Origin of the sequence: Phenylobacterium sp. (assembly GCF_037189685.1) — a bacterium.
Lineage (GTDB): Bacteria > Pseudomonadota > Alphaproteobacteria > Caulobacterales > Caulobacteraceae > Phenylobacterium.
Window position 1 is genome coordinate 40438 of record NZ_JBBCIT010000041.1, and the last position, 24192, is coordinate 64629.

Here is a 24192-nt window from a genome sequence, read left to right on the forward strand (position 1 = left end):
GCCACCTGATGCGCGTCGGCGTGCCGAGAGAGATCAAGCCGGACGAATATCGTGTCGGGCTGACGCCCACGGCTGTGCGCGAGTATGTGGGCCGTGGGCACGAGGTGTTCGTGGAGACGGGGGCCGGCGTCGGAGCGGGCTACGGCGACGACCTCTATGCGCGCGCCGGGGCGAGCCTTCTGCCCGACGCTGCGGCGGTGTTCGACGCGGCGCGGCTGATCGTGAAGGTCAAGGAGCCGCAGGCGCCGGAATGGGCGCGGCTGACGAAGGACCACATCCTCTTCACTTACCTGCACCTGGCGCCCGATCCGACCCAGGCCGAGGGGTTGCTCGCGAGCGGCTGCGCCGCGATCGCCTACGAGACCGTGACTGACGCCGACGGCGGCCTGCCACTTCTCGCGCCCATGTCCGAGGTGGCCGGGCGGCTCGCGGTGCTCTCGGCCGGCGCGACCCTGCTGAAGCACAACGGCGGCATGGGCCTGCTGATCTGCGGTGTTCCCGGATCGCCGCCGGCCCGGGTGCTCGTGCTCGGGGGCGGCGTGGTGGGCATGAACGCGGCCCGGATGGCCGCCGGCCTGGGCGCCGAGGTGGTGGTGGTCGAGCGCTCGATCCCACGGATGCGCGAGCTGGACGACATGTTCCGGGGCCGGGTGGTCACCCGGTATTCCACCCGCGACGCCGTGGACGAGGAAGTCCTGAAGGCCGACGTGGTGATCGGCGCCGTACTGACGGCCGGCGCCTCGGCGCCCACGATGGTGACCGCGGCGCACCTTCCCAGGATGAAGCCCGGCTCAGTGCTGGTGGACGTGTCCATCGACCAGGGCGGCTGTTTCGAGACCAGCCGGCCGACCACGCACAAGGACCCGACCTATGTGGTCGACGGCGTCGTCCACTACTGCGTCGCCAACATGCCGGGCGCGGCGCCGCGCACCTCGTCCGAGGCCCTGGTGCACGCCACCCTGCCGTTCGGCCTGCAACTGGCGGACAGGGGCCTGGAGGCGCTCGAGGCCAACGTCCACCTGGCCAAGGGGCTGAACGTGCTCGCCGGCGAGATCACCCATCCGGCCGTCGCCGAGGCCCTCGGCAAACCGTTCCGCGACCCGTTCGGAGCCTGGAGCTAGGTGTCCAGCCGCTTGCCCCGCGTCTCGGGCAGCAGCAACAGGCAGACGACGACCGAGATCGCGGTGAAGGCGAAGGGGTACCACAGGCCCGAATAGAGCTGGCCCGTGGCGGTCACGATGGCGAAGGCGGTGAACGGCACGAAGCCGCCGACCCAGCCCGTGCCGATGTGGTAGGGCAGCGACAGCGCCGTGTAGCGCACCTTGGTCGGGAACAGCTCCACCAGGCAGGCCGCGATGGGACCGTAGAGCGCGGTGGCGGCGACGACGAAGATCAGCAGCACCCCGAACGCGCCGAGCAGGTTCATCCGCTCGGGATCGGCCTTGTCCGGATAGCCGGCGGCGGCCAGCGCGCCCTTGATGCGGCCCTCGACACGGGTCTTGACCGCTTTGGCGACGTCGGGCGCCAGGCCCGTGGCGCTGGCCGAAGGCACCGTCTGCGTCCCGATCCGGACCAGGGTCGCCTGACCGGGGGCGCCGGCCTCGTTGCTGTACGAGATCCCGGCGTTGGCCAGGGTGGACTTGGCGATGTCGCACGAGGACAGGAAGCTGGCGCGACCGACAGGATCGAACTGGAGCGAACAGTCGGCCGGGTCGGCGATCACGACCACCGGCGTCCGCGCCTCGGCTTCGGCGAGGGCGGGGTTCAGGGTCTGGGACAGCAGGTGGAACCCCGGGAAATAGGCCACGAGCATCAGCGTCATGCCGAACAGCATCACCGTCTTGCGGCCCAGGCGGTCGGACATCCAGCCGAAGAAGACGTACAGCGGCGCACTGGCCGCCACGGCCGCCAGCATCAGCAGGTTGATCGTCTCGGGCGGTGCGCGAAGGAACCGCTCCATGAAGGTCTGGACGTAGAAGAAGGCGGTGTACCAGACGGCCCCCTGGGCGAACATGATCGCCACCAGGGCGATCAGCACCAGCTTCAGGTTGGGCCATTCGCCGAAGGCTTCCTTGAAGGGCGCCTGGCTCTGCCTGCCCTCGGCCTTGAGGCGTGCGAACTCGGGGCTCTCGGTGAGCTTGAGGCGCATCCAGATCGAAACCGCCAGCAGCACGCCCGAGAACAGGAACGGGATGCGCCAGCCCCAGGCCTCGAACGCCTCGGGCCCGACGGCCAGGCGCGAGAGCAGGATCACGATGAGGGCGCCGAAGAGGCCGAAGGCCGCCGAGCTCTGAATCCAGCTCGTGGCGAAGCCGCGGCGGTTGGGCGGCGCGTGCTCGGCCACGTAGATCGCCGCCCCGCCGTACTCGCCGCCCAGGGCGAAGCCCTGGAGGATGCGCATGAGGATCAGGAGGATCGGCCCGATCAGGCCCGCCTGGGTGTAGGACGGCAACAGGCCGATCGCGAGCGTCGCCCCGCCCATCAGCAGCACCGTGGCCAGGAACGCGCCCTTGCGCCCCGCCCGGTCGCCGATGCGGCCGAACACCAGGGCGCCCAGGGGCCGGAACAGGAAGCCCGCGCCGAACAGGGCCAGCGCCGCCGCCAGGGCGGCGGTCTCGGGCAGGCCGGTGAAGAACGTCCGCGAGATGACGCCCGTCAGGCTTCCGAAGACGAAGAAGTCGTACCACTCGAAGGTCGTGCCGGCGGACGAAGCCGCGACGACGGTCTTGAGCGAAGCCGGCTTTTCGCCCGCCTGCCCGGCTACGGCATCCGCCATGCGGTGTGTTCCCTTCCCCAGAACGCCTTGTTCAGCCTGATCTATGGGCTGGCGGCCGGGTTGAGAAGACTCCTTGGCGGCGCCGGGCCGGACGGACGCCGTCGCGCTCAGGCGACGGACAGCCTGCGACGCCGGAGCCGCAGGATCGAGCCGGTCCCGAAGAAGCCGCCGATCATCAGGCCCCAGGTCGCCGGTTCGGGCACCGCCCCCGCGCTGATCACGCCGCCGGCCGAGGCGCGGAAGTCGCGGAGCTGGCGCGTGGCGCCCGAGCCGGTGATGGCCGCGGCCTGGTTCAGGCCCGTGAAGGCCAGAGCCAGGTCGCCGTCGAACAGGCGGTTGGCGGGGATGATGTCGGAGGCCAGGGTCACCGTGCCGCCGGTGAGGGCGAAGGAGTCGGCGAAACCGCCCGAGGTGCCGCCCACCGACAGCCACCCGTGCGTGAACGCGCCGCTGAGCAGGATCCCGCCGGTCGTGATCGTGTTCCCGTAGGCGGTGATCGGCGTCAGTCCGGTGTACTTGAACTGGAACGCGCCGTTGAGGTCGCTCTGGCGGATCGGCGCGCCGGCGGTGAGCTGGCTCACGGCGCCGCTGGGCGCGCTGGCGTCGAACAGGAGCTGGGCGCTCAGGCCGTACAGGCCGGCGTCGTTCAGGTTGAAGAGGACGTCGATCCACTGGGCGGTGGCGGCCGCGTAGGCCGAAGCGCCGGGGTTCACCGCCAGGCTGCTGTTGGAGATCAGCCGGCCGGCGTTGGCGCCCGAGCCGTCCCAGGCGAAGGTCTTGCCGCTGCCCACCTGATTGAAGCTGGCCACCTGGACCAGCGTGGCGGCCTCGGCGCCCGAGGCGGCGGCGACACATCCGGCCGCCAGGGCGGCCGTAAAGGCCAGAGTCGAGAAACGCACCATCACAAACCCCTCTGTCCGCGGTCGTGGACCGCCTTCGCCGACCCCTCCGGCCGGCGCCCGACCAAAGGCGGCAGGGCGAGCGGGCGCGGGGTGGGCGACCTTGCCGGGGATTATCGGGCGCTGAGCCAGCGTAACAATCTGGCGTGACGGACAGGCCCGACCCCTAACTTTCGATCAGGTGTCGCGGCGCCGGACGATCGCGGATAGTGGTGGCGGACAGTGATGGCGGACAGTGATGGCGGGGCGCGCAGCAAGCCGCCCGGAGGATGCGGGCTTTGGACGGCGGACGGCTCTTCTCGGTCCGGGGCGAGCGCATCATCGCCTTCGGGCGGGCGATCCTCGCCGCCTTCCTGTGCCTGTCGCTGGTGGTCGGTCACGTCGCGGACGACGCCATCGTGCGGGGCCTGATCGTCGGCTATCTGGCCTACAGCCTGCTGATGCTGGCCGGAACGCGCAGCCGCCTGTTCGTCTATGGGGTCCTGCGACGGCCCTGGCTGACCTCGGGCCTCGACTTCGCGATCTTCACGATCCTGCTCTTCCTGACCAACGGGGCCGAGAGCCCGTTCTTCAGCCCGTTCATCTTCATGATCCTCAGCGCCACCCTCCAGTGGGGCTCGCGGGGCGCGGTGGTCATGGGCGGCCTCACCCTGGCGGCCTTCGTGGCGACCAGCCTGGGCAGCCTGCAGAGCCAGACACAGATCTTCGTCCTGAGGATCGGCTACACCACGGTCATCACCATCATGATGGCGGCGTTCGGCGGCCATCTGGAGCGGGTGGTGCAGGAGCTGTCCCGCCTGTCGGACCCGATCGGCCCGGACGCCGAGGACAGCGAGTCCCCCCTGGCCGACGCCCTGCGCCATGCGTTGCGGGTGTTCGGCGCCCGGCGCGGCATGGCGCTCCTGGAGAGTGAGGAGCCCTATGCCCAGCTCCTCCTGCTGGGCGACGGCGAGCTCGACAGCCGCCGGCTGCCGCCCACCCCCGACGGCTGGGTTCTGGGCGAGGCGGCCGACGGCGTATTCCTCTACGAAGCGGGCGCGGGCGTGACCCTGGTGCGCAGCGGGCGCTGGACCTACGCCGGCGCCGCCCAGCCCCTGGCGGAAGCCCTTTCCGAGGTCGCGCCGTTCCAGCGCGTGCTGGCGATCCCGGCCCGGTCCCGGGGGCTTTCGGCCTGGCTCTTCGTGCTCGACCATCACGAACCGGCGAACGAGGACCTGGCGATCGGCGAGATGGTGGGCGCCCAGGCCTCGATGGCCCTGGAGCGCTGGGAGGCCCAGCGGGAACAGCAGGCCGCGGCCGCCGTGGAGGATCGCATCCGCCTCGCGCGCGACCTGCACGACGGGGTGCTCCAGTTCCTGGCCGGCGCCGGACTGCAACTCGACGCCCTGGACCGCATGCCCGACCTGCCCGACGCGGTGCGCGCCCGACTGGCCACCCTGCGCCAGGCGATCGTCGACGAGCAGCGCGAGCTGCGGGGCTTCATCTCGGCCATGCGGCCGACCAGCCGCGGCGGCCACCCCGCCACGGGCCCGCTGAAGGCCGAACTGGACGCCCTGGCCGAGCGGCTGTCGCGGTACTGGAGCATCGAGGTCTCGGCCGGCGCCGAGCCGCCGGACGCAATGGCGCCCGAGCCGCTGCTGTACGACCTGCGCTGGATCGTGCGCGAGGCGGTGGCCAATGCGGTGCGCCACGGCCAGGCCGACCACGTGCGGATCGAAGCCCGGGCGGACGGACGGACGCTCGACCTGACCATCCAGGACAACGGCCGCGGTTTCGCCCGCAATCCGGCCGAGCCGCCCCGTTCCCTCCATGAGCGGGCCCGGGCGCTGGGGGGGCGCCTGGTCGTGCAGAACGATCCGGGCGGCTGCCGCCTCGTCGTCCATGCGCCCCTGGACCTCGCCTCATGACCTCCGTCCTGATCGCCGACGATCATCCGCTGATGCTGGACGCCGTGGCCGGCCTGTTCGCCGACAGCGAGTTCGAGGTGGTGGCCCGCTGCCAGGACGGAGCCCAGGCGCTGGCCTCTCTGGAGCGCCTGTCGCCGCAGCTCGCGATCCTGGACGTCCACATGCCCCGGCTCAGCGGCCTGGAGCTGCTGCGGGAGGTGCGGGCCCGGAGCTGGCCGACGCGGGTGCTGCTGTTGACCGCCGGGCTGGAATCCGCGCCGATCCTGGAGGCGCTGAGGCTGCGCGTGGACGGACTCGTGCTGAAAGGGGCGGCCGGCGACGTCCTGGTGCGCGCGGCGCGTTCGGCCGCCGATGGGGTGCAGTGGGTGGACCGCGACGTCATGGACAAGGTGCTGCCGCTGCTTGCGGGCGGCGCCGAGGTCACGCCAGGCCTGACGCCGCGGGAGACCGAGGTCGTCCGGCTGGTCGCCCAGGGCCGGCGCAACAAGGAGATCGCCCGTCACCTCGGCATCTCGGAAGGCACCGTGAAGATGCACCTGCACAACCTGTACGAAAAGCTGTCGGTGACCTCTCGGACCGAGCTGGCGATCCTGGCCCGGGAACGGAACCTGGGCTGACGGCGGCCGCTACAGCCCGAACCGGCTCCAGAGATCCTCGCCCTTCACCTTGTCGCGGATGAACGCGGCGTGCCGGGCGCGTTCCTCGTCGGTGGAACGGGGCGCGAGCGGGCGTGGCCGGACGCCGTACTCGACCCTGGACGCCACCGAAACCGCATTGACCATCACCGCGCTGGTCAGCTCCAGGCGCCGCTCGCGGCCGCCCTTGAGTTCGAGATAGACCGCGGCCAGCAGCTTGGCGTCGATGAGCGCGCCATGCTTCTCGCGTTCGCTGAGCGAGATCTTGAATCGCTTGCACAGCGCATCCAGCGAATTGTGCATGCCGGGGAACCGCTGCTTGGCCAGCGCCAGGGTGTCGATCCAGCGGTGCTCTGGGATCTCCTCGCGGCGGATGTTGGCCAGTTCCCAGTTCACGAAGCCCCGGTCGAAGGCGGCGTTGTGGGCGATGATCGGCGCATCGCCGATGAACTCGAGGAAGGCGTCCACCACCTCCGGGTGTTCGAACCGCGGCTTGCCCCGCAGGAAGGCGGCCGAAAGGCCGTGCACCTTCTCGGCCTCGGCCGGCATGTCGCGGCAGGGATCGATGTAGATATGGAAGCTGCGCCCGGTGGGCACGAAGTGCTCGATCTCGAGCGCCGCCAGCTCCACCAGGCGGTCACCCGTCCGAGGGTCGAATCCGGTCGTTTCGGTGTCGAGCACGATCTCGCGGGCCATGGCCTATCCATGCCGCGGTTCGGGTGGGGGCTCAACCGCCCCCTGCGCTTCCGGAACGCTTCAGGCCCGGAAACCTTCAGGCCAGGACCCCGCGTTCAGGCGCCGGTCCCGCGCAGATCGGCGATGATGGCCTCGACCTGGCTGCGCGCATGGTCCAGGCCCTGTCCCGTATCCACCACATAGTGGGCGCGGGCGCGCTTCTCGACGTCGGCCAGCTGCTGGGCCAGGATGGCGTCGAAGCGGTCGGGGGTCATGCCGGGACGCGCCAGGACCCGCTCGCGCTGCATCCCGGGCGGGGCCGAGACCACCACCACGACGTCCACATTGGCGTGACCGCCCGTCTCGAACAGCAAGGGAATATCCAGCACCACCAGATCGGCGCCGATCTCGTCCACATGCTTGAAGAACTTTCCGCGATCCTGGCCCACGAGCGGGTGGACGATAGCGTTGAGGCGTTTCAGTTCCTCGGGCTGGCCCAGGACACGCTGGCGCAGCGCCTCGCGATCGACGCGGCCGTCCTTCACCACGCCGGGGAAGGCCTCGCCGACCGGCCCCACCGCCGCCCCGCCCTGGTCATAGAGGTCGTGGACGGCGGCGTCGGCGTCGTAGACCGGAATCCCGGCGTCCCGGAACATCGCCGCCGTGGTCGACTTGCCCATGCCGATCGAGCCGGTCAGGCCGATGAGCTTGCGTACGGTCATAGTCCCAGGGCCTCCAGAGCCAGCGCGCGGACGTCCACTTCCGTCGGCGGATAGCAGCCGAAGAAGGCCTCGAACGAGGGTTCGGCCTGGCGGATCAGCATCTCCAGGCCGTCCACGACAGGACGGCCCAACGCACGGGCCTGGGCCAGGAACGGCGTTTCGAGGGGCTTGTAGACCATGTCCATGACCACACAGCCGTCCGGCGTCAGCTCCAGCGGGACGTCCAGCGCGCCTTCGGCGGCAAGGCCGGCGGAGGTGGCGTTGATCACCGCGGTCGAGTCGCGGAACGCGCCGGCCGCATGCGGCAGGGGCAGGGGGCGCACCTTCGCCCCCAGCTGGCGGGCGATGGCCTCGGCCCTGGCCAGGGTTCGGTTGACGAGGAACACCTTCGGCGCGCCGGCCCGGATCAGAGCGGCCGCCGCGCCCCGCGCCGCACCGCCGGCGCCCAGAACGGTCACCGGCCCACGGTCCGCCGACCATTGCGGGGCCTGGACGTCCAGGGCCTTGAGCAGGCCGAATCCGTCGGTGTTGTCGGCGACGACCCGCCCGTCGGGCTCGAATACGAGGACATTGGCGGCTGCGGCGTCGCGGGCGGCGTCACTGGCCCGATCGGCGAGGCGAAGGGCCTGCTCCTTGAAGGGCAGGGTGACGTTCACGCCCCGGATGGCGCCGCCCCGGAAACCCTGGACCAGGCGCTCGAAGCCGTGGGCGTCGGGGGCGAACGGCACATAGACCCCATCGATTCCGGCCGCCGCCAGCCAGGCGTTGTGCAGGAGCGGCGACAGGGAATGGGCGACGGGCCGTCCCACGACACCCGCCACAACCGTATGGCCCGTGATCATGCCGCCAGCACCCCTTCGCCGCGCAGGAATTCCAGAAGGCCCAGGAGCGGCAGGCCCAGGATGGAGAAATAGTCGCCCTCGATCCGCGCGAAGAGCTGGGCGCCCGGACCCTCCAGGCGGTAGCAGCCCACCGATCCCAGGGCATGCGGCCCCTCGGTCGCCAGGTAGCCGTCCAGGAAGTCGTCCGAGACGTCCCGCATGGTCAGGACGGCAGTCTCCAGCGTCCGCCAGACAGGCACCCCGTCCCGCGCCACCACTACGGCCGAATGCAGGCGATGGGTCCGACCGCGCAGCAGGGTCAGCCTTTCCCGAGCCGCCGCCAGATCCTCGGCCTTGTCGTAGAGCCGACCTTCCAGGTCCAGGGTCTGGTCGGCCCCGATCACCAGGCCCGGCCTGAGCGCCGAGATGGCCAGGGCCTTGCGTTCGGCCAGGGCCTCGGCGATGGCCGCGGGCCCTGCGCCGGCCGCCAGCATCTCCGCCTTCACCACATCCTCGTCCACGCCGGGCGAAGCGGCTTCATAGGCCACGCCCGCGCCGTCCAGGACGGCGCGCCGGGCCGCGCTCTTCGAGGCCAGGATCAAGGTCACCCCAGGACCTCGACCTGGCCGTGGCCCTTGTGCAGCAGGTTCATGACCGCCGCCGCCGTCTCTTCCACCGAGCGGCGGGTGACGTCGATGGTGGGCCAGCCGTGGCGCTCCAGCAGCCGCCGGGCGGCGATGATCTCCTCGCGCACGGCTTCCTGGTCGGTGTAGCTGGTGTCGCGCGTCTCCTTCAGGCTGAGCAGGCGGTTGCGGCGGATCTGGATCAGCCGGTCGGGCGAGATCAGCAGGCCGACGATGAGGGCGTTCCGGAGCTGGAACAGCTTTTCCGGCAGCGGCCGGCCGGGCACCAGCGGCACATTGGCCGCCCGGATGCCCCGATGGGCCAGGTAGATGCAGGTCGGCGTCTTCGACGTCCGCGAGACGCCCAGCAGGACCACGTCGGCCTGGTCGAGGTCCTGGCCGCCCTGGCCGTCGTCGTGGCCGATGGCATAGTTCAGGGCGTCCATCCGGTTGAAGTAGTCGTTGTCCAGGCGCAGGTGGGCGCCGACCCGGCTGGTGGTCGTGGCGCCCAGGTAGCGCTGCATGGCGCCGACCAGAGGGTCCAGCGCCGGCAGGCACGGCATGTCCAGCCGCCGGCACCCTTCCTCAAGGGTCTCGCGCAGAGTCGCGTCCACGATGGTGTGCAGGACGATGCCGGGCGCCTCCTCGATGTCGGCCAGGGCCCGGTCGAGCTGCCGTTGGGAACGAACCAGGGCGTAGATGTGTTCGATGGGGATGACGTTCTCGAACCGGGCGCAAACGGCGCGCGCCATCGCGTTCAGCGTCTCGCCGGTGGAGTCCGAGACGAGATGGACGTGGAAGTAGGTGGCGAGCCGGGGCGGCTGGGAATTGGGCAAGGACAGAAATCCCTGGGGATGGGCCGGTGGATTCTTCTCTTAGCGAAGCTGAACGCCGATGGGGATAGACGCCGCGTCGCGAGGACGAAACCGACAGCCGGTGGACGGGCGGGGACAGGCGGCGGCGTTAACCATCCGTTAACCCCCAGGCACGGGGCGCCGTGGATTTCCGTTCGGCGGACCTCCGCCAACGATGTGGACCCCGGCCGGCGCCGGCTCTCATCCCCGGAAGTCCTACCGATTCCTTAAGGCTCTCCGTGGGCCCTGGCTGGCTTCCCCGCAATTCACAGGCCACCCCGGGCGCCGCGGCCGCCTGGGCGCCGGCTGTGGATCGGGCGAGGGCGGTCAACGGATCGTTAAGGTTTTCCACGCCGCCGACAGGCCTAACGACTTCTTCCATCATCCATTTCGAATCTTTCCTTGTTTGAAGAACGAAGGCCGATCCGTCGGCGCCCTTGAGCCTGGAAGGCCGTCGGGCTTTAAGGCGGTCATGAGCCAGACGCCCCGCCTCCTCCGCGTCCTCGCCGGTGAAACCCTGGACCGGCCGCCGGTATGGTTCATGCGTCAGGCCGGCCGGTCCTTGCCCGAGTACCGGGCCCTGCGCGAGAAGGCGCCGGACTTCATCGCCTTCTGCCTGCATCCCGAGATGGCCGCCGAGGCGACGCTTCAGCCCATGCGCCGCTTCCCGATGGACGCCGCCATCGTGTTCGCCGACATCCTGCTGATCCCCCTGGCGCTGGGCCAGGACGTCTGGTTCGAGGCGGGCGAGGGTCCGCGCCTGGGGGCGTTGCCGCCCCTCGAAGCCCTCCGCGATGCGGTGGAGGGTTCGACCGCGCGCCTGGCCAACGTGGGCGAAACCCTGGCGCGGGTCCGGTCCGAGCTAGAGCCCGAACGGGCGCTGATCGGGTTTGCCGGCGCGCCCTGGACGGTGGCCACCTACATGCTGGAGGGGCGAGGGTCGCAGCGCGAATCCGCCCGCACCTACGCCTACGCCCATCCCGAAGCCCTGGATGCCCTGCTCGATGTGCTGGTCGACGCGACCGCCCGATACCTGGTCATGCAGGCGAGGGCCGGGGCGCAGGTCCTGAAGCTGTTCGAGAGCTGGGCCGACAACCTGGCCGAGGACGTCTTCGAGCGGATCGTCGTGGGTCCCCATCGACGGATCGTGGAACAGGTCCGGGCCGCCGGCGTGGACACCCCGATCATCGGCTTCCCGCGCAGCGCCGGCGCGCTCGTGTCGGGCTATGCCGAGCGGGTTCCGGTCCAGGCCGTCGCCCTCGACACCCAGGCCAGCGCTGTGTTGGGACGTTCCATCCAGTCGGGCGGCAAGGCGATCCAGGGCGCGCTCGACAACCTGCTCCTGCGGGCCGGCGGGCCGGCGATGGACGCGCGGGTCGAGCAGCTCCTGGCCCAGTGGGCGTCGGGACCCTACATCTTCAACCTGGGTCACGGCGTGATGCCCGACACCCCCATCGAACATATCGCCCGGGTGGTGGAGCGGGTGACGGGAAAGCCTGCCAACCGGCTGGCGGCGGAATGAGGACGCCGGAGGAGTCCTTTTCCCCATCGCGGGAAAGGACGGCATGAAGCTCGCCGTCGTCCTCTTCAACCTGGGTGGCCCCGACAGCCCGAAGGCGGTCAGGCCGTTCCTGTTCAACCTGTTCCGCGACCCCGCGATCATCCGGTTGCCGGCGGTCGCGCGCTATCCGCTGGCGGCGCTGATCGCCACGACGCGAACGAAGACCGCACAGGCCAACTACGCCCTCATGGGCGGGCGTTCGCCCCTGCTGCCCGAGACCGAGGCCCAGGCCGCCGCGCTCGAGGCGGAGCTGGCGCGACGCGGCTACGAGGCGCGGGTCTTCATCGCCATGCGCTACTGGCGCCCGGAGGCGGCGGAGACCGCCAAGGCCGTGGCGGCCTATGCGCCGGACGAGATCGTGCTGCTGCCGCTCTATCCGCAGTACTCGACCACCACGACCGGATCGTCGTTCAAGGCGTGGGACACCGCCTATCGGGGACCGGGCCGAACGCGGGCGGTGGGCTGCTATCCGACGGCGAAAGGCCTCGCCGAAGCCCACGCCGCCGAAATCCGCAAGGTCTGGGACGCCGCGGGGCGACCGTCCGGCGTGCGCCTGCTGTTCTCGGCCCACGGCCTGCCGCAGCGTGTGGTGGACGAAGGTGATCCCTATGAGGCCCAGGTCCGGGCGACGGCCGAGGCGGTTGCGGTGCAGGTTCCAGAGCTGTCCGACTGGCGGATCTCGTTCCAGAGCCGGGTGGGCCGGTTGAAGTGGCTGGAGCCGTCCACCGAGCAGGCGATCGAGACCGCCGCCCACGACGGGAAGGGTGTGTTGATCTGTCCCATCGCCTTCGTCTCGGAGCATGTGGAGACGCTGGTCGAGCTGGATCACGAGTACGCCGGACTGGCCGGACGCCTGGGCGTGAGGCCTTACCTGCGGGCGCGGACGCCGGGCGTGAGGCCTGAGTTCATCGCCGAGCTGGCGGATGTGGCGGACGAAGCCTTGGGAAGGCCCGAGGCGGGCGGGCCGACGGCCGTGGCGCCCCACGGCGCTTGGCGGTGCCCGGCGACACATGGCAAGTGCGGGTGCAGGGAAGGGGACGCCTGATGAGCTGGCCGGGATTCCTGAGCTTCGATCTTCTGCGCGGCCTCCACATCATCGCCGTGATCGCCTGGATGGCCGGCATGATGTACCTGCCCAGGCTCTACGCCTATCACACCGAGACCGCGCCGCCCGGCAGCGAGTTCGACGCGCACTTCCTCGTGTGGGAGCGCAAGCTCCTGAAGATCATCATAAATCCTTCGATGAGTCTCGCCTGGGTTCTGGGGACCGGCCTGATCCTGTGGCACGTCTACGCCGCCCGCGAGGGGTGGAGCTTCCTGGCCCAGCCCTGGATGCTGGTGAAGCTGGCGGCGGTGCTGTTCCTCTCGGGCTGGCACGGTTTCCTGGCGGGCTCGTATCGCAAGTTCACCGCCGGTCAGCGGCCCAGGTCCGCGAAATTCTGGCGCGCCACCAATGAACTTCCCTTCCTGGCCGCGGTCGTGGCGGTCCTGGCGGTGACACTCCAGTTCTGGGCGCGATAGGGGGCGCCGTGGCGGGTGACGGGTTGATCGCTTGACCACGGCCCCCCAACTGTGGTTCCCCTGGCGCACGCGTCGGGCTCCGGCGCGCCCCGCCTTTTTCCGGCGCCGCGCGACATCCGCGCCGACCGCCGGACCTCCAGACGAAGATCACAACGGCGCAGCGATGCGCCCACACCCTTCTCCGCCCACCCTCGGACGCCGTCCGACGGGTGCGCTTTCCCGAAGTGAAATCCCATGACCGATCAGACCGAAGACACCGAGGACCAGGTTCCGGCCGCCGACGCCGACGCCGCCGGGCCCGAGACCGACACCCAGGACATCGTGGCCGCCGAGGCCGAGGCGGAAGCCGACGGCGCCGACGATGAGCCCGAGGAACCCTCCCAGGCCGCCAAGGCGATCGCCGCCATGGGCCTGACCCGGATGAGCCTGCAGGAGCTGAAGGACAAGTCGCCCGCCGACCTGCTGGCCTTCGCCGAGCAGCTCGAAGTCGAATCCGCGAACTCCATGCGCAAGCAGGACATGATGTTCGCGATCCTCAAGACGCTCGCGGAAGAGGGCGTCGAGATCGAAGGTTCGGGCACGCTGGAAGTGGTGCAGGACGGCTTCGGCTTCCTGCGCAGCCCCGAAGCCAACTACCTGCCCGGCCCCGACGACGTCTACGTCAGCCCCTCGCAGATCCGGAAGTTCGGCCTTCGCACTGGCGACACGGTGGTGGGCGCGGTCCGCGCCCCGCGCGAAGGCGAGCGCTATTTCGCCCTGGTCAACGTGCGCCAGATCAACTTCGAGGCGCCCGAGAACGTCCGCCACAAGGTGATGTTCGACAACCTGACGCCGCTCTATCCCGACCAGCGGCTGACCATGGAGATCCAGGATCCCACGCTGAAGGATCGCTCGGGCCGCGTCATCGACATCGTGGCGCCCCTGGGCAAGGGCCAGCGCTGCCTGATCACCGCCCCGCCGCGGGTGGGCAAGACGGTGATGCTTCAGAACATCGCCAAGTCGATCGAGACCAATCACCCCGAGTGCTACCTGATCGTGCTCCTGATCGACGAGCGCCCCGAGGAAGTCACCGACATGCAGCGCACGGTGAAGGGCGAGGTCATCTCCTCGACCTTCGACGAGCCGGCGACGCGCCACGTTCAGGTGGCGGAGATGGTGATCGAGAAGGCCAAGCGCCTGGTCGAGCACAAGCGCGACGTGGTGATCCTGCTCGACTCGGTCACCCGCCTGGGCCGCGCCTACAACACCGTGGTCCCGTCCTCGGGCAAGGTGCTGACCGGCGGCGTCGACGCCAACGCCCTGCAACGTCCGAAGCGCTTTTTCGGCGCCGCGCGGAACATCGAGGAAGGCGGCTCGCTGACCATCATCGCCACCGCCCTGATCGACACCGGCTCGCGGATGGACGAAGTCATCTTCGAAGAGTTCAAGGGCACCGGGAACTCGGAGATCGTCCTCGACCGCAAGGTGGCCGACAAGCGCATCTATCCGGCGATCGACGTGCTCAAGTCCGGCACCCGCAAGGAAGAGCTGATCACCGACAAGGCGAACCTGCAGAAGACCTACATCCTGCGGCGCATCCTCAACCCGATGGGCGCCCAGGACGCGATCGAGTTCCTGCTCGACAAGCTGCGGCAGTCGAAGAACAACGACGACTTCTTCCAGTCGATGAACACGTAGCGGCTCCCCCAGCGGGGGAGCGCGCCGCAGGCGCAGTCAGACAACCACCAAGACGCCAAGAGCGCCAAGAGACTTCAGAACCGGCCCGCACATCTTGGCGTTCTTGGCGTCTTGGTGGTTCAGAACGGCGCTGACGCGCCCCGGAAGCCGGGGTCGGCCCGCGACCTGCGCCAGACCGATCCTTAGCCCGCCGGCGCCATGCCGCGGGCCAGGTTCCGGGGGCTGGCGTCGCCGAGCTGGGAGCCGCCGTCGACGTCCAGGATCGTGCCGGTGATATAGCGGGCGGCGTCGCTGCACAGGAAGACGGCCGCCTCGGCGATCTCCTCGACCTCGCCCCAGCGCTTCAGGGGGATGCGGGCGTAGTGCCCCTCGCGGGCGGCGTCGTCGGGCGCCAGGCGCGCCATGCCCTCGGTGTTGGCGATCGGGCCGGGCGAGATCCCCGTCACCCGCACGTCCGGTCCCCACTCCATCGCCAGCACGCGGATGAGCTGGTTGATCCCGGCCTTGGCGGCGCAGGCGTGGATCTGGAGCGGCGACGGATTCACCGCCTGGCCCGCGGTGATCGCGATCAACGATGCGCCGGGCAGGTTCAGCAGGTCGTGGCAGCCGCGGAACACGTTGAAGGTGCCGTTGAGGTCGATATCCACCACGGTGCGGAAGGCGTTGGCCGACATGCCCAGGGCCGGGGCGAGGAAGTTGCCGGCGGCGCCCGAGACGACGATGTCCATCCGGCCCTGGTGGGCGACCACCTGCTCCATCGCCGTGCGGATCGCGGCGTAGTCGCGGACATCGGCGGAGAGGCCGATGGCGTCATGGCCGATCTCTCGCGCGGCGTTGGCGGCCTTCTCGGGATTGCGGCCGACGACCGCGACGCGGGCGCCGAGTTGGGCGAAGCGCTTGGCGATCCCCAGGTTGATGCCGCTGGTGCCGCCGGCCACGAAGGCCGACTTGCCGGCGAACAGGTTTTCACGGAACGGGCTCATGGGTTTTCCTCCGCGACCGGGAACGGCCATCGGGGAGGATATACAGCGTAAATGGACTTGCCGCTGGGTCAGGGTCGTGATGGGGAGCGCCTACAGGCGAACGCAGGATAACAACGTTCATCTAGGTTCGAAAAACCACAGCCTTTTCAAAGATCGGCTGAAGAAACTCGCTCTGTCGAGATTTTGGGGCCATCGCGCCAGCGAGGGTGCGTTCCCTGTCTTTTCAAGCGCGTTGCTGAAAAGACTTCCAGGTGCGGCTTCCGACATGCCGCACAGCCCCGCCTGACATAGTCGTCTGGAAGGATTGCCCGGCAGGACCGTCCGGTCATACCGGTATTACGAGCTCTGCTGTTTCACGTGAAACACTTCAGGGGTCGGTGTGGCAGCGGGTTCGCGGACCTGATGCAGCATCACCGGAGCTGAACGTCCGTCGCGGCTCCGCCGGAAGGTGACCTCAGCCTCAGGGGTTCTCCAGAAGACATCTCCGGGACATGCCGAACGCCTCCCGCCGGGTTTCACGTGAAACCTGCGGGAGGCGTCGGGGATCACGGGATCAGAAGGCTGGCCCCGACGGTCGACCGGCTTTCCAGCGCCTCATGCGCCTTGCGGGCGTCGGACAGGGCGAAGGTCTGGCCGATCTCGATCTTCACCTTTCCCGAGGCCACGATGTCGAACACGGCGGCGGCCGACGCATCCAGCTCCTCGGTGGTGACCACATAGTCGAAGAGGGTCGGCCGGGTGAGGTAGAGCGACCCGCCCTGGGCGAGGCGTCCGGGCGCAAAGGGCGGAACCGCGCCCGAGGCGTTGCCGAAACTGACGAACAGGCCCCGGCGCGCCAGGCTGGCGAGCGTGCCTTCGAAGGTGTCCTTGCCCACCGAGTCGTAGGCGACCGGCACGCCCTTTCCGCCCGTGATCCGCCGGACCTCGGCGGCGACGTCCTGTTCGCGATAGAGGATCACGTGGTCGGCGCCCAGTTCGCGGGCCTTGGCCGCCTTGGCCTCGGACCCCACGGTGGCGATCACCTCGGCGCCCAGGGCCTTGAGCCACTGGGTCATGATCTGCCCCACGCCGCCCACGGCGGCATGGACCAGCACCGTCTCGCCCGCCTTGACCGGATAGGTGCGGCGGATGAAGGCCTCGGTGGTCATGCCTTTCAAGAGAATCGCGGCGGCGGTGCGCGAGTCGAATCCGTCGGGGATGCGGACCGCGCGATCCGCGGCGACCACATTGGCCCTGGCATAGGCTCCGAAGCCGCCCATGTAGGCGACGCGGTCGCCGACCTTGTGACGGGTGACGCCTTCGCCGACGGCCTCGATCACGCCGGCGGCCTCGCCCCCCGGGATGCACGGCAGCTTCACGGGATAGAGGCCCGTGCGATGGTAGGTGTCGATGAAGTTGATTCCCACGGCCTCGTGGCGGACGAGGACCTGACCGGGGCCGGGCTGAGGCGTGGGAAGGTCCACGACCTCCAGCACCTCGGGGCCGCCGGTGCGTTCGAAACGGATCGCCTTCATCAGCCGATCGTCCGCTTGAAGAAGGCCAGGGTGCGTTCGCCGGCCGTCGCCGCGTCCCCGGCATGGTAGTGCTCGCCGCCCACCCGCGCGAAGGCGTGGTCGCGACCGGGATAGGTGTGGATCTCCACCTGGGGATGGTCCTTCAGGGCTCCGACGATGATGGCCTGGGCCTCCTTCGGCACGAAGGCGTCTTCCTCGGCGATGTGCATGAGCAGGGGGCGGGTGAGTTTTTCGGCCTCGCCCACCAGGTTCTCGAGGCCGACGCCGTAGTACGACACGGCCGCGTCGACGTCGGTGCGGGTGGCGGTGAGGAAGGCCAGCTTGCCGCCCAGGCAGAAGCCGACCGATCCGACCTTGCCGGTCGAGCCGGCGTCGGCGCGGATGGCGGTGATGGTGGCCTGGAGATCCTTCACCCCCAGATCGGCGTCGAAGGCGTTGAACAGTTCGAACGCCTTCTTCCACTCGGCCTCGGACTGATCGGTGATGTCGATGTCGGGCTCGATCCGCCAGAAGAGATCGGGGCAGATGGCGAGGTAGCCCTGGGCGGCCAGGCCATCGGTGATGTCGCGCATCACCTGGTTCACGCCGAAGATCTCCTGGATCACCACGACGGCCGGGGCCTTGGCGGCGGCCGGGCGTGCGACATAGGCCGAAAAATCGCCGTCAGGAGTCTTGATGCTGATCCGTTCGCCCATGATCTCTTCCTCATTCTGAATTGCGTCCGACCGGTACTAGCGCATCGGCGCGGCTCACGGCCATATGGAGCCGGATCATAGAAGGGGCGAGACGTCATGAAGATGACCATCGAGGTGGACTGCACCCCGGAGGAGGCGCGCCGCTTCCTGGGCCTGCCCGACGTGAGCACGCTGAACGACCATCTGGTGTCCGAGATGAGCAAGCGCATCGACGCCAACATGTCGTTGCTCAATCCCGAGGAGTTCATGAAGAACTGGATGAGCTTCGGCACCGGGGCGCAGGAGCAGTTCCGCAAGTTCATGGAGGCCGCGACGACGACGCGGCGATGACCGACACCATCTTCGCGCCCGCGACGGCGGCGGGCCGGGCCGCGGTGGCGGTGGTGCGGGTTTCGGGACCACGGACGCGGCCCGTGCTGGACGCCCTGATCGGCGGCGTCCCGCCCGCGCGGCGGGCTGTGCTGAAGCGGCTGGAGGACCGCGAGGGGCGGACGATCGACGAGGCCCTGATCCTCTTCTTCGAAGCCCCTGCCAGCTACACGGGCGAGGACGCGGCCGAGTTTCACGTGCACGGCGGGACCGCGGTGATGGACGCGCTGACCGTCGAGTTGTCCGGCCTGGGCCTGAGGCTGGCCGAGCCTGGGGAATTCACCCGTCGCGCCTTCGAGAACGGCAAGCTCGACCTGGCCCAGGCCGAGGGGGTCGCCGATCTCGTCGACGCCGAGACGGAAGGGCAGAGGCGCCAGGCGCTGGACCAGCTCGGCGGCCGGCTGTCCGAGGTCCAGGGGCGGTGGTCCGCCGCCCTGATCGAAGCCCTGGCGATGCTGGAGGCGGCGGTGGATTTTCCCGACGAAGAGGTCCCCGCCGAGGTGGCGGATCGCGCGCGGCCGATCCTGGCGGGACTGGTCGCCGAGCTCGAGGCCGCGGCGGCGGACGCGGATCGGGGTGAGCGCGTGCGCGAGGGCTATCGCATCGCCCTGATCGGCGCGCCGAACGCCGGCAAGAGCACGCTGCTGAACGCCCTGGCCGGCCGCGATGCGGCCATCGTGACCGCGACGCCGGGAACCACGCGCGACATCATCGAGGTCCCGCTGGTGCTGGCCGGCTACAAGGTGCTGATGGCCGACACCGCCGGCCTGCGGGAAACGGCCGACGAGATCGAGGCCGAAGGGGTGCGGCGGGCCCGCACCTGGGCGGCGGGCGCCGACCTGAGGCTGTGGCTGGTGGACGGGTCGGGAGAAGCGCTGGGGAACGCGCCCCTGGAGTTGCGCGAGGACGATCTCTGCCTGATCACCAAGCGTGACCTGGCGGCGGGTCCCGCCGGGGCTTGGGCTGCGGCGCAGGCGAGGCGGCTGGGGCTCGGCGTGACGGAATTCACCGCCCGTGGCCCCGGCGATCTGACCTGGCTGGAATCCACCCTCGAGGAACGGGTCATCGACGCCCTGGCCGCCGCGGCGCCCCCGGCTGCGACGCGGCTGCGGCACCAGGAGTTGCTCACCGAGGCGGCGGATCGGCTCCGTCATGCGCTGGCGCAGACCCAGCACCTGGAGCTGGCGGCCGAAGACGTGCGGCTGGCGGCGCGCGCGCTGGACCGGATCACCGGGCGGATCGACCCCGAGCAGGTCCTGGGCCGTATCTTCGCGACCTTCTGCATCGGGAAATAGCCCGTCCTTCCGGAACCCCGGGGATGGGTTTCACGTGAAACATTGGGGCTTTTCGCCTATATGCCCGCGGCATGACCTCGCCGGAACTGACCTGGCCCGAACTGACCTGGGACGTGATCGTCATCGGCGGCGGACACGCCGGCTGCGAAGCGGCGGCTGCCGCGGCGCGGTTCGGCGCGCGCACCCTGCTGCTCACGCACAAGGTCGAGACCATCGGTGAAATGAGCTGCAACCCGGCCATTGGCGGGCTGGGCAAGGGTCATCTGGTCCGCGAGATCGACGCCCTGGACGGCGTGATGGGCCGCCTGGCCGACGTGGCCGGCATCCAGTTCCGGTTGCTGAACCGCTCCAAGGGCGCGGCGGTCCGCGGCCCCCGGAGCCAGATCGATCGCCGGCTTTACCGGGAGGCGATGCAGGCCGAGCTGGCCGCGACGCCGAACCTGACCATCCGGGCCGAGGCGGTCGAGGACCTGATCGTGACGGCCGGGCGGGTCGCCGGCGTCGCGGGCGCGTCGGGCGAGGGATACCGGGCCGGGCGCGTGGTGCTGACCACGGGCACGTTCCTCAAGGGGATCATCCATCAGGGCGAGAGCCGAATCCCCGCAGGCCGAATCGGCGACGCTCCCGCCATCGGTCTCGCCGACCGGCTCTACGGCCTGGGGCTGGCGATGGGGCGGCTCAAGACAGGGACGCCCGCGCGCCTGGACGGGTCGACAATCGCCTGGGATCGCCTGGAGATGCAGGCGGCGGACGCCGAGCCGCAGCCGTTCTCGTTCCTGACCGACCGCATCACCACGCCGCAGATCGAGTGCGGGATCACCTGGACCACCGAGGAGACCCACCGGATCATCGCGGCGCGGCTCGAGGAATCGGCGGTCTACGGTGGGCGCATCTCGGGGCGGGGGCCGCGTTATTGCCCCTCGATCGAGGACAAGGTGGTGCGGTTCCGCGACAAGACCAGCCACCAGATCTTCCTGGAGCCCGAAGGGCTGGACGACGACACCGTCTATCCGAACGGAATCTCGACCTCGGTGTCGACCGAGACCCAGGACCTGTTCCTGCGCACCATCCCCGGCCTCGAGGCCGTGCGGGTGAGGCGGTACGGCTACGCCATCGAGTACGACTACGTGGACCCGCGCGAGCTGTATCCCACCCTGGAGGCGAAGCGCCTGCCGGGCCTGTACCTGGCCGGACAAATCAACGGCACGACGGGCTATGAAGAGGCGGGGGCGCAGGGGCTGGTGGCCGGCCTGAACGCGGCCCGGTCGGCGTCGGGCGCGGAGCCCGCGCAGTTCGCCCGGGACGAGGCCTATATCGGCGTGCTGATCGACGACCTGGTGACCCGGGGCGTGACCGAGCCCTATCGGATGTTCACCAGCCGGGCCGAGTTTCGCCTGACCCTGCGCGCGGACAACGCCGACCAGCGGCTGACGGGCAGGGGGATCGCCCTGGGGGTCGTGGGGTCCCGGCGAGCCGAGGCGTTTCACGTGAAACAGGCGGCCCTCGACGGGGCGCGGTCGCGGGCGCGCGACCTGCGGCTCACGCCGGCCGAGGCGGCGCGCGCAGGCCTGCCCGTGAAGGCCGACGGCCAACGCCGGAACCTGATGGAGCTGCTGGCTTATCCGACGATCGGCTTCGAGGATCTGGCGCGGATCTGGCCCGAGATCGCCGACTGGCCGGCCCCGGTGCGGGAGCAGGTGGAGATCGACGCGGGCTATGCCGGTTATCTCGACCGCCAGGCGGCCGATGCCGAGGCTTTCCGCCGCGACGAGAACCTGCGCCTGCCGGCCGATCTGGACTATGCCGCCATCGGCGGCCTTTCCAACGAGGTGCGCGAGAAGCTGGCCCATGTCCGCCCGCTCACCCTGGGCCAGGCCGCCCGGATCGAAGGCGTGACGCCGGGCGCGCTGACGGCGCTGCTGGCTCACGTGCGCCGCCGGGCGGCGTGATGGGCGGCCGCGCCCCCTCCACCGCTTCGCGGTCCCCCTCCCCCGTTGGCACGGGGGAGGAGCTGGATGCCTTCGCTCCTCCCTCGCATGCGGGGGAGGTGGCGGCGAAGCCGACGGAGGGGGCGGCCGTCACCGACGCCGCCTCGTTCCAGGCCACCAGCGGCGCGACGCCCGAGCAGATGGCCGACCTCTCCCAATTCCTGGAGACGCTCACCGCCGGCAACGCGGTCATGAACCTGGTCGGGCCGGCCACGATTCCCGACTTCTGGAATCGCCACGCGTGGGATTCCGCTCAGCTCCTGGCCCTCGCGCCCGAGGCGAAGACCTGGGCCGACCTGGGCGCCGGGGCGGGCTTTCCGGGCCTGGTGCTGGCGATCCTGGGGAAGGGGCGGCCGGGCTTCCACGTCCATCTCGTGGAGAGCATGGCCAAGCGCTGCCGCTTCCTGTCCGAGGTGGTGGGCGCGCTCGATCTTCCGGCCACGGTCCACAACGCCAGGGCGGAAAACCTGGATCTCGCTGTGGACATCGTCACCGCACGGGCTTGCGCGCCGCTGTCGCGCCTGCTCGGGTATGCTTGGCCCTACGTCCGCAAAGGCGCCGTCGGCCTGTTCCTGAAGGGACAAGATGTTGCGTCCGAACTGGAAGAGGCAACTAAATCTTGGGATTTATTGGCGGACATAGTACCGTCTCTGTCTGACGCCAGGGGACGTATCGTGCGAGTGAGGAGACTGGGTCGTGCCCGGAAGTCCTGAGTCGGACCCCCGATCCGGCGCCGCATCGGACCCGCCGTCCGACCGGGGCTTGCCTGGTGACGGGGGTTCGCCTGGTGACAGGACCCTGCGTGTCCTCGTCGTGGCCAACCAGAAGGGTGGGGTCGGCAAGACGACGACCGCCATCAACCTGGGCACGGCGCTGGCCGCCGTGGGCGAGCGCGTGCTGCTGATCGACTCCGACCCCCAGGGCAACGCCTCCACGGGCCTGGGCGTGGGCCGGGCGCAACGCCGGACCACCCTCTACGATGTCCTGATGGGCGAGCGCGCGGTGCGCGACGCGGTGGTGAAGACCTCGGTGCCGGGCCTGGACCTCGTGCCGTCCGATCCCGACCTGTCGGGCGTGGAGCTCGAGCTGGGACAGCAGGCCCGCCGTTCCTTCAAGCTGCGCGACGCGATGGCGCCCCTGCGGGCAAACCGGGCCTACACCTATGTCCTGATCGACTGCCCGCCCTCGCTGAACCTGCTCACCGTCAACGCCATGGCGGCCGCCGACGCGGTGCTGGTGCCGCTGCAGTGCGAGTTCTTCGCCCTGGAGGGCCTGACCCAGCTCATGCGCACCATCGACCTGGTGCGGGGCAGCCTGAACCCGGCGCTGGAGCTGCAGGGCGTGGTGCTGACCATGTACGACCGCCGCAATGCGCTTTCGGGCCAGGTGGCGAGCGACGTGCGCGGCCACTTCGGAGAGACGGTCTACGAGACGGTGATTCCACGGAACGTGCGGGTCTCGGAGGCGCCGTCCTTCGGCAAGCCCGCGCTGGTCTACGACCTGAAGTGCGCCGGCAGCCAGGCGTACCTGAAGCTGGCGCGCGAGGTGGTGCTGCGCGAGCGGCGCCGGCGCGCCGCGCAACCGATGGAAGTGAGCTGATGGCCGAGAACCGCAGGGGCCTGGGCCGGGGCCTGTCGGCCCTCCTGGGCGAAGCCGAGGAGATCGCCCATGCCGTGCCGCCGGACGAAGGCGTGCGCGAGATCCCGATCGAGCTGATCCACCGCAACCCCGATCAACCGCGCCAGTCCTTCCGCGAGGAGGACCTGGAGGAACTGTCGACCTCGATCCGCGAGAAGGGCGTGCTCCAGCCCATCCTGGTGCGGCCGTCGCCGATCACGCCCGGCGAGTACGAGATCGTCGCCGGCGAGCGCCGCTGGCGCGCCGCCCAGCGGGCCGGCGTGGGCGTTCTCCCGGCGCTGGTGCGCAACCTGGCCGACGAGAAGGTGCTGGAAGTCGCCATCGTCGAGAACGTCCAGCGCGCGGACCTCAACCCGATGGAGGAGGCGCGCGCCTATCAGGCGCTGAAGGACCGCTTCGGCCATACCCAGGATCAGATGGCGGCCGCCGTCGGCAAGAGCCGCAGCCACGTCGCCAACACGCTGCGCCTGCTGCAACTGCCCGAGCGGGTGCAGGACCATCTCGTCCATGGCCGGCTGACGGCGGGCCACGCGCGGGCGCTGCTGTCGGTGGGCGACCAGGAGAAGCTGGCCGACCTGATGGTGGACCAGCAGATCTCGGTGCGCGAGGCCGAGCGCCTCGCCCGGGGCGGGAGCGCGGCGGCGCCGAAAAAGGCCAGTGGCCCGCGCAAGGCGAAGGACGCCGACACGGTCGCGCTGGAGACCGACCTGGAAGAGGCCCTCGGCATGAGCGTGGACGTCGCCGACCGCGGCGGCGCGGGCGAGATCCGCATCCGCTACGCGACCCTGGAACAGCTCGACGAACTCTGCCGCCGGCTCACGCGGGGATGAGCGGCGGCTCTGTGCGCCGCGGGCGCTACAGGTTTTGGCCACGCCCCACACGGAAAACCACGAACGAACGGCGGAGCGCGCCGGCGCTGGTCCGGCGAGGCCGCGAAGCGGCGGTCTTCCGATCTGAAGGTCCACGGATGCACACGGATCGACACGGATGATGGCCGCCGCGCCATCCGTGTGTCTCCGTGTGCATCCGTGGACAAAGG

Annotated in this window: 23 protein-coding genes; 13 read left to right on the top strand and 10 right to left on the bottom strand. The window is 70.0% G+C overall.

Annotated features, from left to right (window positions below; translation table 11 throughout):
- Positions 1 to 8: 8 nt before the first annotated feature.
- Positions 9 to 1121, top strand: a complete 1113-nt coding sequence (gene ald / locus WG212_RS20955; RefSeq protein WP_337189056.1) for an alanine dehydrogenase — start codon at positions 9 to 11, stop codon at positions 1119 to 1121.
- Here the strand turns inward: ald and WG212_RS20960 are convergent.
- Positions 1118 to 2776, bottom strand: a complete 1659-nt coding sequence (locus WG212_RS20960) for an MFS transporter (RefSeq protein ID WP_337189057.1) — start codon at positions 2774 to 2776, stop codon at positions 1118 to 1120. The genes ald and WG212_RS20960 overlap by 4 nt on opposite strands.
- 107 nt (positions 2777 to 2883) lie before the next feature.
- Positions 2884 to 3678: a PEP-CTERM sorting domain-containing protein gene (locus WG212_RS20965; protein WP_337189058.1), complete on the bottom strand. Its 795-nt coding sequence runs from the start codon at positions 3676 to 3678 to the stop codon at positions 2884 to 2886.
- A gap of 275 nt (positions 3679 to 3953) precedes the next feature.
- Here WG212_RS20965 and WG212_RS20970 point away from each other — a divergent pair, with 275 nt between their 5' ends.
- Both WG212_RS20970 and WG212_RS20975 read left to right on the top strand, forming a co-directional pair.
- Positions 3954 to 5582 (top strand): histidine kinase, encoded by a 1629-nt coding sequence (locus WG212_RS20970; protein ID WP_337189059.1) that lies wholly within the window; start codon positions 3954 to 3956, stop codon positions 5580 to 5582.
- Positions 5579 to 6199: a response regulator transcription factor gene (locus tag WG212_RS20975; protein ID WP_337189060.1), complete on the top strand. Its 621-nt coding sequence runs from the start codon at positions 5579 to 5581 to the stop codon at positions 6197 to 6199. The genes WG212_RS20970 and WG212_RS20975 overlap by 4 nt, the downstream gene beginning before the upstream one ends.
- A 9-nt stretch (positions 6200 to 6208) precedes the next feature.
- Here the strand turns inward: WG212_RS20975 and dnaQ are convergent, their stop codons facing one another.
- From dnaQ to WG212_RS21000, 5 genes are all read right to left on the bottom strand, one after another.
- Positions 6209 to 6913, bottom strand: a complete 705-nt coding sequence (gene dnaQ / locus WG212_RS20980; protein WP_337189061.1) for a DNA polymerase III subunit epsilon — start codon at positions 6911 to 6913, stop codon at positions 6209 to 6211.
- 95 nt (positions 6914 to 7008) lie between these two features.
- Entirely contained in the window at positions 7009 to 7614 is a 606-nt protein-coding gene (coaE, locus tag WG212_RS20985) for a dephospho-CoA kinase (RefSeq protein ID WP_337189062.1), read from the bottom strand.
- Positions 7611 to 8456 carry a shikimate dehydrogenase gene (gene aroE, locus WG212_RS20990; RefSeq protein WP_337189063.1) on the bottom strand — a complete coding sequence of 282 codons (846 nt, stop codon included), beginning with the start codon at positions 8454 to 8456 and terminating at the stop codon, positions 7611 to 7613. The genes coaE and aroE overlap by 4 nt, the downstream gene beginning before the upstream one ends.
- Positions 8453 to 9043, bottom strand: a complete 591-nt coding sequence (locus WG212_RS20995) for a Maf family protein (protein ID WP_337189064.1) — start codon at positions 9041 to 9043, stop codon at positions 8453 to 8455. Before WG212_RS20995 ends, aroE begins: the two co-directional genes overlap by 4 nt.
- Positions 9040 to 9894, bottom strand: coding sequence for a pyruvate, water dikinase regulatory protein (locus WG212_RS21000; protein WP_337189065.1), 855 nt, complete (start codon positions 9892 to 9894; stop codon positions 9040 to 9042). The genes WG212_RS20995 and WG212_RS21000 overlap by 4 nt, the downstream gene beginning before the upstream one ends.
- Before the next feature lie 490 nt (positions 9895 to 10384).
- Here WG212_RS21000 and hemE point away from each other — a divergent pair, with 490 nt between their 5' ends.
- The 4 genes from hemE to rho all read left to right on the top strand — a co-directional run bounded on the left by hemE (position 10385) and on the right by rho (position 14671).
- Positions 10385 to 11434 carry a uroporphyrinogen decarboxylase gene (gene hemE / locus WG212_RS21005; protein WP_337189066.1) on the top strand — a complete coding sequence of 350 codons (1050 nt, stop codon included), beginning with the start codon at positions 10385 to 10387 and terminating at the stop codon, positions 11432 to 11434.
- Between the two features lie 43 nt (positions 11435 to 11477).
- Complete coding sequence (gene hemH / locus WG212_RS21010; protein WP_337189067.1) at positions 11478 to 12518, top strand: ferrochelatase; 1041 nt, start codon at positions 11478 to 11480, stop codon at positions 12516 to 12518.
- Positions 12518 to 12994 carry a CopD family protein gene (locus tag WG212_RS21015; RefSeq protein ID WP_337189068.1) on the top strand — a complete coding sequence of 159 codons (477 nt, stop codon included), beginning with the start codon at positions 12518 to 12520 and terminating at the stop codon, positions 12992 to 12994. The genes hemH and WG212_RS21015 overlap by 1 nt, the downstream gene beginning before the upstream one ends.
- 234 nt (positions 12995 to 13228) lie before the next feature.
- Positions 13229 to 14671, top strand: a complete 1443-nt coding sequence (gene rho, locus WG212_RS21020) for a transcription termination factor Rho (protein ID WP_337189069.1) — start codon at positions 13229 to 13231, stop codon at positions 14669 to 14671.
- A 182-nt stretch (positions 14672 to 14853) separates the two neighbouring features.
- Here the strand turns inward: rho and WG212_RS21025 are convergent, their stop codons facing one another.
- The 3 genes from WG212_RS21025 to WG212_RS21035 all read right to left on the bottom strand — a co-directional run bounded on the left by WG212_RS21025 (position 14854) and on the right by WG212_RS21035 (position 17863).
- On the bottom strand, positions 14854 to 15654 hold the full coding sequence (locus WG212_RS21025) for an SDR family oxidoreductase (RefSeq protein ID WP_337189070.1): 801 nt from the start codon (positions 15652 to 15654) through the stop codon (positions 14854 to 14856).
- Between the two features lie 545 nt (positions 15655 to 16199).
- Positions 16200 to 17168 (bottom strand): quinone oxidoreductase, encoded by a 969-nt coding sequence (locus tag WG212_RS21030; RefSeq protein WP_337189071.1) that lies wholly within the window; start codon positions 17166 to 17168, stop codon positions 16200 to 16202.
- Positions 17168 to 17863, bottom strand: a complete 696-nt coding sequence (locus WG212_RS21035) for a dienelactone hydrolase family protein (RefSeq protein WP_337189072.1) — start codon at positions 17861 to 17863, stop codon at positions 17168 to 17170. The genes WG212_RS21030 and WG212_RS21035 overlap by 1 nt, the downstream gene beginning before the upstream one ends.
- A 96-nt stretch (positions 17864 to 17959) precedes the next feature.
- Here WG212_RS21035 and WG212_RS21040 point away from each other — a divergent pair, with 96 nt between their 5' ends.
- The 6 genes from WG212_RS21040 to WG212_RS21065 all read left to right on the top strand — a co-directional run bounded on the left by WG212_RS21040 (position 17960) and on the right by WG212_RS21065 (position 23983).
- On the top strand, positions 17960 to 18193 hold the full coding sequence (locus tag WG212_RS21040; protein ID WP_337189073.1) for a DUF6489 family protein: 234 nt from the start codon (positions 17960 to 17962) through the stop codon (positions 18191 to 18193).
- Positions 18190 to 19527 (top strand): tRNA uridine-5-carboxymethylaminomethyl(34) synthesis GTPase MnmE, encoded by a 1338-nt coding sequence (gene mnmE / locus WG212_RS21045; RefSeq protein ID WP_337189074.1) that lies wholly within the window; start codon positions 18190 to 18192, stop codon positions 19525 to 19527. Before WG212_RS21040 ends, mnmE begins: the two co-directional genes overlap by 4 nt.
- Positions 19528 to 19598: 71 nt before the next feature.
- Positions 19599 to 21476, top strand: coding sequence for a tRNA uridine-5-carboxymethylaminomethyl(34) synthesis enzyme MnmG (mnmG, locus tag WG212_RS21050; protein ID WP_337189075.1), 1878 nt, complete (start codon positions 19599 to 19601; stop codon positions 21474 to 21476).
- 179 nt (positions 21477 to 21655) lie between these two features.
- Positions 21656 to 22228 (top strand): 16S rRNA (guanine(527)-N(7))-methyltransferase RsmG, encoded by a 573-nt coding sequence (gene rsmG, locus WG212_RS21055; protein ID WP_337189079.1) that lies wholly within the window; start codon positions 21656 to 21658, stop codon positions 22226 to 22228.
- Between the two features lie 85 nt (positions 22229 to 22313).
- The gene (locus WG212_RS21060) at positions 22314 to 23114 is read left to right on the top strand and encodes a ParA family protein (RefSeq protein WP_337189080.1); all 801 of its coding nucleotides are present in this window, start codon (positions 22314 to 22316) and stop codon (positions 23112 to 23114) included.
- On the top strand, positions 23114 to 23983 hold the full coding sequence (locus WG212_RS21065; RefSeq protein ID WP_337189076.1) for a ParB/RepB/Spo0J family partition protein: 870 nt from the start codon (positions 23114 to 23116) through the stop codon (positions 23981 to 23983). Before WG212_RS21060 ends, WG212_RS21065 begins: the two co-directional genes overlap by 1 nt.
- Positions 23984 to 24192 lie beyond the last annotated feature (209 nt).

What these genes read in the sequence shown, in the direction of transcription:
- WG212_RS21035 (WP_337189072.1), bottom strand. Translation starts at nt 17,863, where the DNA reads ATGGGCGAACGGATCAGCATCAAGACTCCTGACGGCGATTTTTCGGCC.
- hemH (WP_337189067.1), top strand. Translation starts at nt 11,478, where the DNA reads ATGAAGCTCGCCGTCGTCCTCTTCAACCTGGGTGGCCCCGACAGCCCG.
- WG212_RS21065 (WP_337189076.1), top strand. Translation starts at nt 23,114, where the DNA reads ATGGCCGAGAACCGCAGGGGCCTGGGCCGGGGCCTGTCGGCCCTCCTG.
- WG212_RS20960 (WP_337189057.1), bottom strand. Translation starts at nt 2,776, where the DNA reads ATGGCGGATGCCGTAGCCGGGCAGGCGGGCGAAAAGCCGGCTTCGCTC.
- aroE (WP_337189063.1), bottom strand. Translation starts at nt 8,456, where the DNA reads ATGATCACGGGCCATACGGTTGTGGCGGGTGTCGTGGGACGGCCCGTC.
- WG212_RS21015 (WP_337189068.1), top strand. Translation starts at nt 12,518, where the DNA reads ATGAGCTGGCCGGGATTCCTGAGCTTCGATCTTCTGCGCGGCCTCCAC.
- hemE (WP_337189066.1), top strand. Translation starts at nt 10,385, where the DNA reads ATGAGCCAGACGCCCCGCCTCCTCCGCGTCCTCGCCGGTGAAACCCTG.
- mnmE (WP_337189074.1), top strand. Translation starts at nt 18,190, where the DNA reads ATGACCGACACCATCTTCGCGCCCGCGACGGCGGCGGGCCGGGCCGCG.
- mnmG (WP_337189075.1), top strand. Translation starts at nt 19,599, where the DNA reads ATGACCTCGCCGGAACTGACCTGGCCCGAACTGACCTGGGACGTGATC.
- WG212_RS21030 (WP_337189071.1), bottom strand. Translation starts at nt 17,168, where the DNA reads ATGAAGGCGATCCGTTTCGAACGCACCGGCGGCCCCGAGGTGCTGGAG.
- WG212_RS21025 (WP_337189070.1), bottom strand. Translation starts at nt 15,654, where the DNA reads ATGAGCCCGTTCCGTGAAAACCTGTTCGCCGGCAAGTCGGCCTTCGTG.
- WG212_RS20965 (WP_337189058.1), bottom strand. Translation starts at nt 3,678, where the DNA reads ATGGTGCGTTTCTCGACTCTGGCCTTTACGGCCGCCCTGGCGGCCGGA.
- ald (WP_337189056.1), top strand. Translation starts at nt 9, where the DNA reads ATGCGCGTCGGCGTGCCGAGAGAGATCAAGCCGGACGAATATCGTGTC.
- WG212_RS20975 (WP_337189060.1), top strand. Translation starts at nt 5,579, where the DNA reads ATGACCTCCGTCCTGATCGCCGACGATCATCCGCTGATGCTGGACGCC.
- WG212_RS21040 (WP_337189073.1), top strand. Translation starts at nt 17,960, where the DNA reads ATGAAGATGACCATCGAGGTGGACTGCACCCCGGAGGAGGCGCGCCGC.
- coaE (WP_337189062.1), bottom strand. Translation starts at nt 7,614, where the DNA reads ATGACCGTACGCAAGCTCATCGGCCTGACCGGCTCGATCGGCATGGGC.
- rsmG (WP_337189079.1), top strand. Translation starts at nt 21,656, where the DNA reads ATGGCCGACCTCTCCCAATTCCTGGAGACGCTCACCGCCGGCAACGCG.
- dnaQ (WP_337189061.1), bottom strand. Translation starts at nt 6,913, where the DNA reads ATGGCCCGCGAGATCGTGCTCGACACCGAAACGACCGGATTCGACCCT.
- rho (WP_337189069.1), top strand. Translation starts at nt 13,229, where the DNA reads ATGACCGATCAGACCGAAGACACCGAGGACCAGGTTCCGGCCGCCGAC.